Consider the following 13,216-nt stretch of genomic DNA (forward strand, 5'->3'; position numbering starts at 1 on the left):
GGTGCGATGCCGGGACGCGCCGGCGTCCGGGATCAGGCCCGGACGTCGGGCTCCGCGCCGAGGACGGTCGCGCAAGCCTGGAGGTGGTCCCGCAGCGCGGTGTGCGCGATCTCGGCATAGGGCCGCTGGTTCTCCGGTGTCGCCCAGCACACGAAGGCGGTACTGAAGGCGAGGATGCCCAGCTCGGCGGCCAGGCGTGCGGTGGTGTCGTCGACTCCACGGGCCCGGAGGGCGTCGGCGACGGCGGAGCTGAGGCCGGCCCGCTTGAGCAGTTCGCGTTCCTGCAGTTCGCTGTTGGCGGCGACGATCGCCCGCCGCTGAAGGGCGAGATCGTGGCGGGCGGAAGTGAAGGCGGGGGCGGCGGATTCCAGTGCGGCGGCGAGGCAGGCGCCGATCGTCGCCGAGGGCGCGGTGGCCCGGATCGCCTCGCTGAAGCGTTCCGCCAGCGCGTTCTGCCCGCCGAACAGCACCTCCCGCTTGTCGGCGTAGTGCCGGAAGAAGGTGCTCTTGCTGAGCCCGGCGCGGTCCGCGATCTCGGCGACGGTCGTGGCGTCGTACCCGTGCTCGGTGAAGAGCGCGAGTGCGGCCCGCTCCAGGCGTTCGCGCGCGTTCGGTTCCCATCTGGCCATGGGCACATCCTAAGTGATGACACCGAGTCCCATCACAGCTACTGTGGAAGTGATGGGACCAAGTCTCATCACTTGCCCGAGCCCTGCCCACCCACCTCCCCAGGGGAGCCACCATGCGCGTCTTCATCACCGGCGGAACCGGCCTCATCGGTACGGCCGTCGTCGCCGAACTGATCGCCGCGGGACACTCGGTCACCGCCCTCGCCCGCTCCGACGCCTCCGCGGCGCACGCCGAGGCCGCCGGCGCCGAGGTGCTCAGCGGCGCACTCGCCGACCTCGCCGTGCTGCGAGCCGGCGCCGAGCGGGCCGACGGCGTCATCCACCTCGCCTTCAGCAACGACTTCAGCTCGCCCGACGCCCTGGCCCGGGGCGTCGCCGAGGAGGCCGCCGCGCTCGCCACGCTCGGCGACACCCTCGTCGGCACGGACCGCCCGCTCGTCACCGTGGCCGGTACCCCACGCCTGCCGGGACGGGCCTCCACCGAGGCCGACGCCCTGCCGACCGAGGGGCCGGTCGCCGGCCGCAGCCGGTCGGTGACTCGCGCGCTCGACCTCGCCACCCGCGGCGTGCGCAGCTCGGCGGTACGGCTTCCGCGCACGGTCCACGACGAGGGCCGGGGCGGATTCGCCGGGCTGCTCACCGACATCGCCCGCCGTACCGGCGTCGCCGGCTACCCCTCGGACGGCGCCCAGCGCTGGCCGGCCGTCCACGCGCGGGACGCCGCCGTGCTGTTCCGGCTCGCCCTGGAGCAGGCCCCGGCCGGAAGCTCCTGGCACGCCGTCGCCGACGAGGGCGACGCGGTCCGCGACATCGCCGCGGTCATCGGCCGACGGCTCGGCCTGCCCGTCGAGTCGGTACCGCAGGAGAGCTTCGGCACCCTCGGCCCGATCTTCGCGGCCGACCAGCCCGCCTCCAGCGCCCACACCCGCGCCACCCTCGGCTGGCAGCCGACCCACCCGAGCCTGCTCGCCGACCTGGAGAACATCGAACCCTGAGCCGCGCCCGGACGGCGCGCCACCCGCTCCGCGCGACCGTAGTCGCCCGGGCCGGTATGGGCCGGGCGACTACGGTCAGCCGGTGGCGGACAGCGAGGCCATCAGCGTCCGCAGCACCCGCCCGGCGTCCACCGTCCCGTCCAGCGAGCCGATCGCGGCCAGCCCGTCCACGGCGGCGGCGAAGGCCTCGCCGAGCGGGCGGGGGTCGGAGCCGTCGCCGCGCTCGTCCGCCAGCGTCCGGAACAGGCGTACGAAGCAGGACCGCCACCGCGCGTACTCCGCCTCCAGACTGGCCCGCACCCGCTCGTCGTTGAGCGCCAGCCAGTGCAGCGCCGCGTGCAGGCGGGCCAGGTCGGGGCTCTCCGGCCGGGTGAGCAGCGACAGCACCCGTTCCGCCCGTTCGGTGAAGCGGCCCGGGCCGTCCACCGCCTCCTCCAGCGGGGTGATCCACTCGGGCCGGATGTCGGCCACCACCGCGACGATCAGATCGGTGCGGTCGGCGAAGTGGTAGTGGCACATCCCGTGCGAAACCCCGGACAGCGCGGCCACGTTGCGGGTGGTGAACCGCCCGGCGTCGCCGCCCGCGAGCAGCGTCCGGGCCGCCGCGATCAACCTGGCCCGGGTCTGCTCGCCCTTGGCGGACGCCCGTGCCCGGCCGGCGCCGCCCGGTGCCCAGGAGCCCCCGTGTTCCGTGCCCGTCGCCCGTATCGCCATGGCCGCCACTGTAACGAGCGGGGCGGCCGGGGGAGGGGCGGGCCGGAAATCGCTTCCCCCCGTCCTTGCGCGGGTCATTGACCGAGCGCTCGGTCAGTTCTACCTTCTGGTCAACTCCCCTGCACCTGACCGGAATTGACACGGAGGTAGAAGTGGACGAGCGCGATCACCACAGACCCGACCCGGCGGCCCCCGGGCGCCTCGGCCGACGCGGCTTCCTGGCGGCCGCGGGGCTGGCCGCCGCCGGCGCCGCGCTGACCGGTGCGAACGCCCCGCGGGCCGCCGCCCGCGGCACCTCGCCCGACGGCAAGACGCCCGACGGCAAGGCGCTCGCCGGTACGGGCTACACCGTCCCGCTCGACAGCGTCCCGCACACCCGGACGTGGATGGCCTGGCCGGACAGCACCAGCATCTGGCGCGGCAAGCTCGGCGGCGTCCAGGCGAACATCGCCCTGGTCGCCAAGACCATCGCCAAGTACGAGCCGGTCACCATGTGCGCCAACCCCGCCAGCGTCGCCAAGGCGCAGTCGATGTGCGGCTCCCGCGTCACCGTCATCGGTTCCGTCCCGGTCGACGACTGCTGGATGCGCGACACCGGCCCGGTCTTCCGCACCAACGGCGCGGGCGGCCTGGACGCCGTCGGCCTCAACTTCAACGGCTGGGGCAACAAGCAGAACCCGCACGGCAACGACGCCCTGGTGGCCCAGCGGGTCGCCGCCTACCTCGGCATCCCGTTCACGGCCGCCGGGCTGGTCACCGAGGGCGGCGCCGTCGAGACCGACGCCGCCGGCACCCTGATGGCGACCAGCAGCAGCATCGTCAACCCCAACCGCAACCCCGGCCTGTCCCAGGCCCAGATCGAGTCCGCGCTGTGCGCCGCCTTCGGCGCCTCCCAGGTGATCTGGTTCCCCGGCATCCAGGGCCAGGACATCACCGACGACCACGTCGACGCGACCTCGCGCTTCCTCGCCGCCGGTACGGCGGTGGTCCAGCTGCCGCTGGCCGGCGACACCGACGTCTGGTCGAACGACGAGCGCCAGCAATACCAGATCCTGTCGAGCTCGACGAGCGCGTCGGGCGCCCCGATCACGGTCGCGCAGATCCAGGGCCCCGACTACAACCTGATCCGCTCGACCAACCCCAACTTCGTCGGCTCCTACGCCAATTACTACCTCTGCAACAACGCGGTGATCTCCGCCCAGTTCGGCGACACCGGGGCCGACGCCGCCGCCAGGTCGGCGCTCGCCCAGCTCTTCCCCGGCCGGACCGTCGAGCAGCTCAACATCGACTACATCGGCGCGGGCGGCGGCGGCATCCACTGCGTCACCCAGCAACAGCCCGCGGTCTGAACCGACCCACACCCGACGAGGCGGTGAGGCCCGGTCCGGCGCCAGGACCGGGCCTCACCGCCGGGGGGCGGGCCGCGGTGGTGAGGGCGAGGGTCAGCACGAGTCCGCCGCCCGGGGCCCTGGAGCCGGTGGTGATCAGCTAGCATCCGGCATGGCCACGCACTGGAAGAGCAGTCCTGAGACGTTCGCGCTGATCCTTCGACGTCATGGCCTTGACCCGGACGCGGTCGACGACGTTGCGCGGGCCTGGTCTGCGTTCCAGGAGTTCGTCCAGGTGCAGATCGACGGGATCGAGCCTGCGGAGGACGACGGCGACGGGTTCATCGTGCAGTGGGGGCGGTGGAGTTGGCACGACGACCGCCCCGCACTGGTCTTCACCAGGCAGTTCGCGGTGTGCGACGAGGGTGACGAGGACGACGGGTTCCGGCAACCGCAGCACTGGAACGTGGAACTCGCACTGTTCTTCGCCGACGCTCCGGCCTGGGCCGACCTGGGCGCTATGGCCTGGGCCGACAGCATGGGCTTCGACTTCGATCCCATCGGTCATGAACGGGCCGCGGCGCTGGCCCGGATCGCCGCGTTCATCGAAACGCTTCCGCAGGTCAGCGCGATGTGGCGGGCGGTCCCGGTGGGTAGCGCCCTCGGGCTGGAACGCGCGGACTGATCCGAGGACGACCAGGGGCGATGGCCGTAGTGATCAGGGTGTCGGTCTCGGTGGCTCCGGCCCTCACCGCCCGGGGCGGGCCGCGGTGGTGAGGGCGAGGGTCAGGACGAGTCCGCCGCCCGGGTTGTCGCCGGCGGAGAGGGTGCCGCCGCCGGCCGTGCTCAACCTCCCTGCGGCGGACGCCAGTTCGGCGGGGCCCCCCGGTCCGGCGAGCAGCCAGTGCTTGGCCTCGCCGGCCAGGTCCGGCCCGCGGTCGGCGACGTGGACCCGGATCCGGTCGGGCGCTCCCGGTCGGCCGGTGGCCAGGTCGGTCCGGACCAGCACCCGCGCTCCCGGCGGGCTGCGCCGCAGCGCGGACTCCACCATCGCGACCAGCACCGCGTCCAGGTGCGCCTGGACGGCGGGGACGGCCGGCAGCCGCCGGGCCGACCGTACGGTCACCGCCTGCGCCGGTACGCCCGCCACGGCCCGGGCCACGGCCGTGGTCACCGCGGCCCAGCCGTACGGGAGTTCACCGACCGCTCCGCCCCAGGCCGCTCCACCTCCGACTACTTCGCCCCCGGCCGCCGCCCGGGCGGGTCGGCCCCGCAGGACGGCCGTGAGCCGGGCGAGGCGGCCGCCCCGCCCGGCGGGTGCGATGCCGTACGGGAGCCCGGTCCCGGTCAGCCGACGGCCGGGATGTCGTGGGTGGCGCAGTGGATGCCGCCGCCGCCCGCCGCGATCGCGTCGATCTTCACCGGGACGACCTCCCGCCCCGGGAAGTACTGCTTGAGGACCTGCTGGGCGCGCTCGTCGGCCCGGGCGTCGCCGAACTTGGGCAGGTAGACGCCCTTGGAGCCGACGTAGAAGTTCATGTACGAGGAGACGAAGGCGTCGCCGCGTCCGGTGATCTTGTCCGGGTCCGGCTGCTGGAGCTCGATCACCTGGAGCTTCTTGCCGGTCGCGTCGGTGGCGTTCTTGAGGACGCCGCGGGCCTGGTCGGCCGCGCGGGACCAGACGTCCGCCGGGCCGCCGGGGAAGGACTGGTCGAGCAGGACGACGCCGGGGGCGACGAAGCGGGCCAGGCAGTCGACGTGGGCGTCGGTGATGTCCTTGCCCTTGACGCCGGCCAGCCAGATCACCTTGGTCACCCCGAGCGCCTTCTTCAGCTCGGCCTCGACCTGGTCCCGGCTCATCCCCGGGTTGCGGTTCTCGTTGACGACGGAGCTCTCGGTGACCATCAGGGTGCCCTGGCCGTCGGTCTCGAAGGAGCCGCCCTCGGCGACCAGCGGGGTCTCGATGCGCTCGACGCCGAACCTGGCCAGCACCGCCCGGGCGATCTTGGAGTCGTTGGCGTGCTGCTGCTTGTTGCCCCAGCCGTTGAAGTTGAAGTCGACGCCCTTGACCTTGCCGCCCTCCTCGACGAACACCGGCAGGGTGTCGCGGGCCCACAGGTCGTCGACGGCCACCGGCACGACCTCGACGGCGGAGCCGCAGGCCTTCTGAGCGGCCTCCTTCTGCTCCGGACGGGCCATCAGGACGACGGGTTCGCGGGCGGCGATGGCCTGGGCGAGACCGGCGATGTCCCGGCGGACCTCCGGGAGTTGCTCGCCCCAGACGCTCTCGGAGGCGGGCCAGGACATCACCGTGCGCTGGTGCTTCTCCCACTCGGCGCCGAAGCGCCGGGCGCCGGGGGTGCCGGGCTGCTGGGACGGCGGCACGGCGCCGTCGGCCTCGCCGAGGTCGTTGGGGTCGCAGGCGGTGAGGCCGAGGGTGAGGACGCCGACTCCGGCGCCGGCACCGGCGATGGAGCGGATCATGCTGCGGCGGGACATGGCGTTGGTCATAAGGGCTCTCCGGGCGGGCTTCGAGGGTGGTCCGGGAACGGGAACGGGAAGCTTCGGCTTCGGCTACGGCAGCGGCTCGTGCATGGTCGAGCAGTGGATGCCGCCGCCTCCGGTCATCAGCCGGTCGACGTCGAGCTGGACGACGTGCCGACCGGGGAAGGCCGCGGCGAGCGCGTCCCGCGCGGCGGCGTCCTTGTAGGCGTCGCCGAACTGGGCGGTGATGACCCCGCCGTTGACGAGCACGAAGTTGAGGTAGGAGTCGACGAACTTGGAGCTGCGGGAGCGGACGGTGTCCGGGCCGTGCACGGGGATGACCTGGAGCCGGCGGCCGCGGGCGTCGGTCGCGGCGGAGAGGATGGCGAACTGCTCGCGGGCGTCGCGCGCCCAGGAGTCGTTGCGGTCGGCCGGCGGCAGCTGGACCATCACCACGCCGGGGCGGATGAACCGGGAGGTGACGTCGACGTGGTCGTCGGTGATGTCCTCGCCCTTGATGCCGGGCAGCCAGATCATCTTGTCCGCGCCGTAGGCCTCCAGGACGGCGTCCTCGATCTCGTCCCGGCTCATGCCGCGGTTGCGGTTCTTGTTGACGAGGCTGCTCTCGGTGGCCATCACGGTGCCGTCGCCGTCGGTCTCGACCGCCCCGCCCTCGCCGACGAAGTCCGCGTAGGAGTGCCGCAGTCCGCGGTGGGCGGCGATCCGCTCGGCGGCCCGGGCGTCGTCGTGGTGGACCTGCTTGTTGCCCCAGCCGTTGAAGTTGAGGACGACGGCCTCCAGGCCGCCGTAGCCGTCCCGGCGGAACACCGGGGCGATGTCGCGCATCCACAGGTCGTCGGTGGGGATCGCGGTGATCACCTCGACGGTGGGGCCGCACCAGGAGCGGGCCTTGCCCGCGGTGTAGTCGTCCGGGGCGCACATGACCACCGGCTCGAACTGGGCGATGGTGCGGGCGATCAGGGCGATGTCCTCCTGGACGCCGCCCAGGCGCAGCCCCCACACGCCCCGGCGGGAGGGCCAGGACATCCAGGTCCGCGCGTGCGGGACGTCGTCGGCAGGCACCCAGGGGCCGGACTCGCCGGAGTGGTCGTCGTGGTAGTGGCTCACGGTGGTCTCCTGATCGTGCGAGGGTGCGCAGGTGCCGTTCGCGCCGCGGCCCTCGGGCCGGTCCGCCGCTCGCGGCGGTCCGCGGATCGGGGCGGGGCCGCGGCCGTCTCCACTCTCCGCGTCACGGCGTGTGGGCGCACAGCGGGACCGACCGGACGGCCGGGGTGGACGGCCGGGGCGGGCAGCGCCTGCTGTCCCCTGCAGCGTCGCACTGACTGAAAAGTCAGTCAAGTCAGGGCAAAGAGTGTGACTCCTGCCGCAGGAACGGTCACGGAGCGCGCCGTCCGGGGCCCTTCCGGGAGTGGCCGGGCGCGGTTCGGGCCCGGCTCAGGCCTCGAGTCGGGCGATCTCGGTGTCGATCGCCTCGGCCATCAGAGCGCGGGCGTGGGTGACCGGGAGGCTGCCGCTGAGCCAGCGGGTGCTGAGGCCCTCGAGCAGTGCGGTGAGGCGCTCGGCGGCGCCGGCCAGCGCCATCGCGGAGGCCGTCGGCCGGATCACGCCGAGCAGTCCGGCGGTCTCCTGGACCCAGAGGCGGGTGGCGCGGGCGAGGTCCTCGCGCAGGGTCTCGTCGAAGACGGCGCTGGCGCGCAACTCGCCCCAGGCGGTGCTGTTCTCCCGGACCGTGACGGTGTCCTGGAGTTCGAGGAGCAGGGTCTGCTCCAGCTCCTCGCGCGCGGTCGGCGGCGGGGCGTCGTCGGAGCGGTCGGTGGTGTAGCCCTCGGCCCGGTCGCTGATGAACTCCAGGGTGCTCCGCAGGATCCCCGTGCGGTCCTTGAAGTGGTAGTAGATGAGGGCGGTGGACACGCCCGCCTCGGCGGCGAGCTCCTCCACCCGCAGTCCGCGCACGCCGCGTCGGGCGATCACCCGGGCGGCTGCTTGCAGGATCGATGTTCGACGACTGGCCATGGGTCGCCACCCTACCGGGCCGCCGGGCCGTACGGCGGCTCACCCTGATCGGTCGGTCAGTCGTCCGTGATCCGCCCCCGGGCAGCCGCTCCAGGACAGCCGGGCGCGACGCGACGCGGGGCGCGGGGTGCGCGACAAATGTTGAGACTTCAACTACTGTGGGATCGAGATCGCGGCCCGGACCCCGGGCGGCGGGACCCGGCGCCGTACCCGTGCGCCGGAGTCGGCCACGCCCTTGCAGGAGGAACGATGGAACAGTTCGTCAGCGACAACGCCGAGAAGTCCCGCTTCGAGATCCAGGACGACGGCGAGCTCGCCGGATTCGCCGAGTACCACCGCTCCGGCAGTGAGATCGCGTTCATCCACACCGAGGTCGACCCCCGCTTCGAGGGCCGCGGGCTGGCCGGCCGGCTGGCGCGGGCCGCGCTGGACGCGGCCCGCGAGCAGGGGCTCGCCGTGCTGCCCTACTGCCCCTTCATCCGGGGCTGGATCACCAAGCACCCCGAGTACGCCGACCTGGTCCCCGCCACCCACCGGGCGCGGTTCGGCCTCTGAGCCGCCCACCGCTAGGCGTGGGCCGGACGCCCGCCGACGGCGGCGAGCCGGTACACCGCGTAGGCCGTCCTGGTGAGGTCGGCGGCGGCGTGCCGCAGCGCGGTTTCGAGGTCGCGCGGGCCCGGGCCGATGGGCAGGACGGCGGTGGCGCCGTGGTCGTACAGGAGGTCGGCGTCCGGGCTGAGCGTGCCGCCGAGGACGACGCAGGGCACCGCGGCCGCCGCGCACGCGTCCACCACGCCGCGGACGGTCTTGCCCGCGCTGGTCCCGGCGTCCACCTTGCCCTCGGCGGTGAGGCAGAGGTCCACGTCGGCGAGTCGTTCGTCGAAGCGGGTGAGCTGCCGGATCAGGCCCGCCCCGGGCACCAGTTCGGCGCCCAGGGCCAGCAGGGCGGCGCCGAGGCCGCCCGCCGCGCCCCCGCCCTCGGCGGGTCCGGCGCCGGTCAGCAGCGGTGCGAGCCGTCGCAGGCCGTCGTCCAGCAGCTCGACGGTGTCCGGTCCCGCGCCCTTCTGGGGGCCGAAGACGTGGGCGGCGCCGTCCGGTCCGCTAACTTGGCGGAGCCGATCGACACCCTGGAGGCATGATGGCCACCCGCCCGCAGGCGACGTCCCTGATCGACGCGCTGGTCGTCGAACTCCGGGAGCAACTGCTCGACGGGCGGCTCCCCGGTGGCACGCTGCTGGTCGAGACGGACATCGCGGGCCGGTACGAGGTGGCGCGGCCGACGGCCAAGGCCGCCATCGAACGGCTCACCGGGGAAGGACTGCTGCGGCGCGACGCCCACAAGAGCGCCCGGGTCCCGGTGTTCGACGCGGGCGACGTCGCGGACCTCTACTACGTACGGACGTGCGTCGAGCGCCAGGTCATGCGGGAGCTGGCGCAGCGCAGGCTCGTCCCGCCGGCCGCCCGGGAGGCCCAGGCGCAGATCCGCCGGCTCGCCGAGGCGGAGGATTCGGCGGTCGCCTCGGTGGAGCCGGACGTCCGCTTCCACCGCTCGCTGGTCGACGCCCTCGACAGCCCGCGGCTGAGCCGCACCCACGCCTCGATCATGGCCGAGATGCGGCTGTGCATGGCCCAGGTCCAGACGTACCGGCTGCTCAGCATCGCGGAGATCGCCGACGAGCACGACGCGATCCTCGCGGCGATCGCCGACGGCGACGCCGAGCAGGCGGACCGCGCGCTCGCCGTCCACCTGGACCGGGCGAGCGAGCGGCTGCGCGAGCGGATGGGTTAGGACAAGCCCTCAGGACAAGCCGTCAGGGCAAAGCCGTCGGGGCAAGCCCCTCCTGAGCCGCCGCCGCGGTCAGCCCGTCCGCCCGCGCAGGTTCAGTGCCGCGCCAGCTCCGTGTCGACGGCGCCGCGGAGCAGTCGGCGGGCGTGGTCCAGGCTCAGCGAGCCGCTGAGCCAGCGCACGCTGAGGCCCTCGATCAGCGCGGTGAGCCGTTCGGCGGCGGCCGCGTGCGCGGGGGCGGTGCCGGTGGGGTTGGCGCGGGCGAGGAGTTCGGCGACGTCGTGCACCCAGGTGTGGGTGGAGCGGGCCAGCTCCTCGCGCAGGTCCGGTTCGAAGACGGCGGTGGCCCGCAACTCGCCCCAGGCGGTGCTGTTCTCGCGGACCTCGGCGGTGTCCTGGAGTTCGCGCAGCAGGATCCGTTCCAGGTCGGTGCGCGGGTCCGCGGCCCGGGCGGCGGGCTGCTGGTCGGCGGTGTAGTGGTCGGCGCGGTCGCTGATGAACTCCAGCGTCCGGCGCAGGGTGCCGGCCCGGTCGGTGAAGTGGTAGTAGATCAGCGCGGTGGACACCCCGGCCTCGGCCGCGAGTTCGCCCATGCGCAGTCCGCGAATGCCGCGTCGGGCGATGACGCGGGTGGCGGCTTCGAGTATCCCTGTCCGACGGTCCGACATGAGCGGTCACTCTACCGGGCTTCGGGCCGTCTCGTTACACAATCCTGACGAAAATTTCAGGACTTCCTCCCGGGGGCTCCGCAGACCGGTCGCCCTGGTCAGCACGCTGCGCCGCCCAGGTGCGGGGCGGCGGGGCGGGGCTGTCGAGGGTGTTCGGGAGGTGACCGGTAGGTAACTGCCTCCCAGGGGCTTGACTGAATTTTCAGTGCGGTGAAGGATGCGGGGCAACCCCCACACCTCCCACCTCATGCAGGGAGCGTTTCTTGAACACCCCCACCCCCTCAAGAAGAAGCCTGCTCCGGTTCGGCGCGGCCGCCGTGCCGCTGGCCGCCCTCACCGCGGCCTTCCCGGCCCTCGCCCGGGCCGACGACGCCCAGGCCGCTACGGGTACCGAGACGGCCACCGCCACCCCCCGGCTGCGGATGCCCGCCGAGAGCGACCGGCACGACCGCACCTTCATGGCCTGGCCGACCCTCTCCTCGATCTGGGGCAACAAGCTCTCGGCGGTCCGCGACGACATCGCCCGGGTCGCCTACGAGATCTCCCGCTACGAGCCGGTCGTCCTGGTCGCCCGCCCCGCCCAGGCCGCGAGCGCCCGGTACTGGTGCGGCCCCGGCAGCACCTACGGCATCACCGTCGTCGAGATCCCCAACGACGACCTGTGGATCCGCGACTTCGGCCCGACCTTCACGGTCGCGCCCGGCACCGTCACCGGGGTCGACACCAACTTCAACGGCTGGGGCAAGGCCGGCACCCCCTACTACCAGCCCTTCGCCGAGGACGCCGCGGTCGCGGCGAGCCTGCTCGCCGAGTACGGCGTCAGCCGCGTCCGCGCCTCCTTCACCGGCGAGGGCGGCGCCCTGGAGACGGACGGCCAGGGCACCCTGCTGGCCACCGTCAGCTCGCTGGTCAACCCGAACCGCAACCCGGGCATGACCCAGGACCAGGTCGAACAGGCCCTGAAGAGCAGCCTCGGGATGGACAAGGTCATCTGGCTGGCCGGGCTGGCCGGCCAGGACATCACCGACGACCACATCGACTGCCTGGCCCGCTTCACCTCCATGGGGCGGGTGATCCTCGACAAGCCCGGCCCCGGCACCGACCAGCTCTGGATCGACGTCTACCAGCAGGCCAAGCAGGCCCTGCAGAGCGCGACCGACGCCCAGGGCCGCGCCCTGACCGTGGTGGAACTCCCCGGCCCGGACCGCAGCCTGATCCGCGGCCGCGGCAAGGACTTCCTGTCCAGCTACACCAACTTCTACGTCGCCAACGGGGCCGTCTTCGTGCCCCAGTTCGGCGACGGCTACGCCGACGGCCTGGCCTACACCATCCTCCAGGCCGAGTTCCCGGGCCGCGACGTCGTCCAGATCAACATCGACAACATCGCCTCCGGCGGTGGCGGCATCCACTGCGCCACCCAGTCCCAGCCCGCCGTACCGGCGGCCCCCTGACCCCTCGGCGGCCCGTCCGGTACCCCACGGAGGCGGGCCGCCGAGGCCTCGGCTCTCGTAACGCGCCGAGCAAGCACCACAGCACCGCACCAGTCCCGACCGGAAGAGGAAACCCGTGACGTTCCGAATGCCCGCCGAGTGGACCGAGCACGAGGGCTGCCTGATGGCCTGGCCCGTACGGCCGGACCTGTGGGGCGACACCCTGGACGAGGTGAAGCGCGAGTACGCGGCGGTCGCCCGCGCCATCACCGAGTTCGAGCCGGTCACCATGGTGGCGCCGCCCGGCCACGGCGACGAGGCCCGCGCGCTCTGCGGCGAGGGCGTCACCGTGGTCGAACTCCCGCTGGACGACTCCTGGTTCCGCGACAGCGCGCCGATCTTCGTGCTGGACGGCGACGGCCGGCGGGCCGGCGTCGACTTCCGCTTCAACGCCTGGGGCCGCAAGCACCACCCCTGGGACACCGACGACCGGATCAGCGCCCTGCTGCTGGACCACCTCGGCGTGCCCGCCGTCCGCTCCGAGATGATCCTCGAAGGCGGCGCCATCACCGTCGACGGCGAGGGCACCCTGATCACCACCGAGCAGTGCCTGCTCCACCCCAACCGCAACCCGGAGCTGGGCCGCGAGGAGATCGAGGACGAGCTCAAGGACCGCCTCGGCGTCACCAAGGTGATCTGGCTGCCCTACGGCGGCGCGCTCGACACCGAGACCGACGGACACGTCGACGGCGTCTGCGCCTTCGTCGCCCCCGGCAAGGTCGTCGTGCAGCTGCCCGCCGACCCCGCGCACCCGGACTACGTGCGGATGCGCGCCAACCGCGCCGTGCTGGAGCACTCCACCGACGCCCAGGGCCGGCCCTTCGAGATCGTCGACCTCCCGCAGGCCGCGTTCGTCGAGGTCGACGGTGCCCGGGTCGAGGTCGGCTACCTCAACTTCTACCTGGCCAACGGCGGCGTCGTCGTCCCGGTCGCCGACCACCCCGAGGACGAGGGCGCGCTGGCCGTCCTCGCCGCGGCCTACCCCGACCGCAAGGTGGTCGGCGTGCGCGCCCGGGTGATCGCCTTCGGCGGCGGCGGCATCCACTGCATCACCCAGCAGATCCCGGCCGCCCGGGCCTGACCCCGCC

At 73.4% G+C, this 13,216-nt stretch carries 14 protein-coding genes and 1 pseudogene; 7 read left to right on the forward strand and 8 right to left on the reverse strand.

All coding sequences use genetic code 11. The annotated features are described in order from the left end of the window. Window positions 1-32: 32 nt before the first annotated feature. Window positions 33-629, reverse strand: coding sequence for a TetR/AcrR family transcriptional regulator (locus ACFVXG_RS41265; protein WP_387935567.1), 597 nt, complete (start codon window positions 627-629; stop codon window positions 33-35). A gap of 113 nt (window positions 630-742) precedes the next feature. Between ACFVXG_RS41265 and ACFVXG_RS41270 the strand changes: the two genes are divergently transcribed. Further along, the gene (locus ACFVXG_RS41270; protein ID WP_387935569.1) at window positions 743-1,624 is read left to right on the forward strand and encodes an SDR family oxidoreductase; all 882 of its coding nucleotides are present in this window, start codon (window positions 743-745) and stop codon (window positions 1,622-1,624) included. A gap of 75 nt (window positions 1,625-1,699) precedes the next feature. Here the strand turns inward: ACFVXG_RS41270 and ACFVXG_RS41275 are convergent, their stop codons facing one another. Continuing rightward, window positions 1,700-2,338: a TetR/AcrR family transcriptional regulator gene (locus tag ACFVXG_RS41275; RefSeq protein WP_387935571.1), complete on the reverse strand. Its 639-nt coding sequence runs from the start codon at window positions 2,336-2,338 to the stop codon at window positions 1,700-1,702. 152 nt (window positions 2,339-2,490) lie between these two features. On the opposite strand from ACFVXG_RS41275, the gene ACFVXG_RS41280 reads away from it, so the two are divergent. After that, a complete protein-coding gene (locus tag ACFVXG_RS41280; RefSeq protein ID WP_387935573.1) occupies window positions 2,491-3,687 on the forward strand; it encodes an agmatine/peptidylarginine deiminase in 1,197 nt (398 codons plus the stop codon). A gap of 151 nt (window positions 3,688-3,838) precedes the next feature. Further along, entirely contained in the window at window positions 3,839-4,351 is a 513-nt protein-coding gene (locus tag ACFVXG_RS41285) for a hypothetical protein (RefSeq protein ID WP_387935575.1), read from the forward strand. 63 nt (window positions 4,352-4,414) lie between these two features. Here ACFVXG_RS41285 and ACFVXG_RS41290 read toward each other — a convergent pair whose 3' ends face one another. The 4 genes from ACFVXG_RS41290 to ACFVXG_RS41305 form a co-directional block, all read right to left on the reverse strand. Then, window positions 4,415-4,840 (reverse strand): hypothetical protein, encoded by a 426-nt coding sequence (locus tag ACFVXG_RS41290; protein ID WP_387935577.1) that lies wholly within the window; start codon window positions 4,838-4,840, stop codon window positions 4,415-4,417. Between the two features lie 173 nt (window positions 4,841-5,013). Further along, the gene (locus ACFVXG_RS41295; RefSeq protein ID WP_387935579.1) at window positions 5,014-6,177 is read right to left on the reverse strand and encodes an agmatine/peptidylarginine deiminase; all 1,164 of its coding nucleotides are present in this window, start codon (window positions 6,175-6,177) and stop codon (window positions 5,014-5,016) included. Window positions 6,178-6,240: 63 nt separating this feature from the next. Then, complete coding sequence (locus ACFVXG_RS41300) at window positions 6,241-7,278, reverse strand: agmatine/peptidylarginine deiminase (protein WP_387935580.1); 1,038 nt, start codon at window positions 7,276-7,278, stop codon at window positions 6,241-6,243. Window positions 7,279-7,605: 327 nt separating this feature from the next. After that, complete coding sequence (locus tag ACFVXG_RS41305; RefSeq protein WP_387935582.1) at window positions 7,606-8,184, reverse strand: TetR/AcrR family transcriptional regulator; 579 nt, start codon at window positions 8,182-8,184, stop codon at window positions 7,606-7,608. A 249-nt stretch (window positions 8,185-8,433) separates the two neighbouring features. On the opposite strand from ACFVXG_RS41305, the gene ACFVXG_RS41310 reads away from it, so the two are divergent. Continuing rightward, the gene (locus ACFVXG_RS41310) at window positions 8,434-8,739 is read left to right on the forward strand and encodes a GNAT family N-acetyltransferase (protein WP_387935584.1); all 306 of its coding nucleotides are present in this window, start codon (window positions 8,434-8,436) and stop codon (window positions 8,737-8,739) included. An 11-nt stretch (window positions 8,740-8,750) separates the two neighbouring features. On the opposite strand, the pseudogene ACFVXG_RS41315 reads toward ACFVXG_RS41310, so the two are convergent. Then, window positions 8,751-9,278 (reverse strand): annotated as a pseudogene (locus ACFVXG_RS41315) (glycerate kinase); the annotation flags it as partial. Window positions 9,279-9,319: 41 nt separating this feature from the next. On the opposite strand from ACFVXG_RS41315, the gene ACFVXG_RS41320 reads away from it, so the two are divergent. Then, the gene (locus tag ACFVXG_RS41320; RefSeq protein ID WP_387935586.1) at window positions 9,320-9,973 is read left to right on the forward strand and encodes a GntR family transcriptional regulator; all 654 of its coding nucleotides are present in this window, start codon (window positions 9,320-9,322) and stop codon (window positions 9,971-9,973) included. A 92-nt stretch (window positions 9,974-10,065) separates the two neighbouring features. On the opposite strand, the gene ACFVXG_RS41325 is transcribed toward ACFVXG_RS41320, so the two are convergent. Then, window positions 10,066-10,638, reverse strand: coding sequence for a TetR/AcrR family transcriptional regulator (locus ACFVXG_RS41325; protein ID WP_387935587.1), 573 nt, complete (start codon window positions 10,636-10,638; stop codon window positions 10,066-10,068). Window positions 10,639-10,901: 263 nt separating this feature from the next. Between ACFVXG_RS41325 and ACFVXG_RS41330 the strand changes: the two genes are divergently transcribed. After that, window positions 10,902-12,089 (forward strand): agmatine deiminase family protein, encoded by a 1,188-nt coding sequence (locus ACFVXG_RS41330; protein ID WP_387935589.1) that lies wholly within the window; start codon window positions 10,902-10,904, stop codon window positions 12,087-12,089. 115 nt (window positions 12,090-12,204) lie between these two features. Continuing rightward, the gene (locus ACFVXG_RS41335) at window positions 12,205-13,209 is read left to right on the forward strand and encodes an agmatine/peptidylarginine deiminase (protein ID WP_387935591.1); all 1,005 of its coding nucleotides are present in this window, start codon (window positions 12,205-12,207) and stop codon (window positions 13,207-13,209) included. Window positions 13,210-13,216: the final 7 nt, after the last annotated feature.

The organism is Kitasatospora sp. NPDC058162 (assembly GCF_042884005.1).
Taxonomy (GTDB): domain Bacteria; phylum Actinomycetota; class Actinomycetes; order Streptomycetales; family Streptomycetaceae; genus Kitasatospora.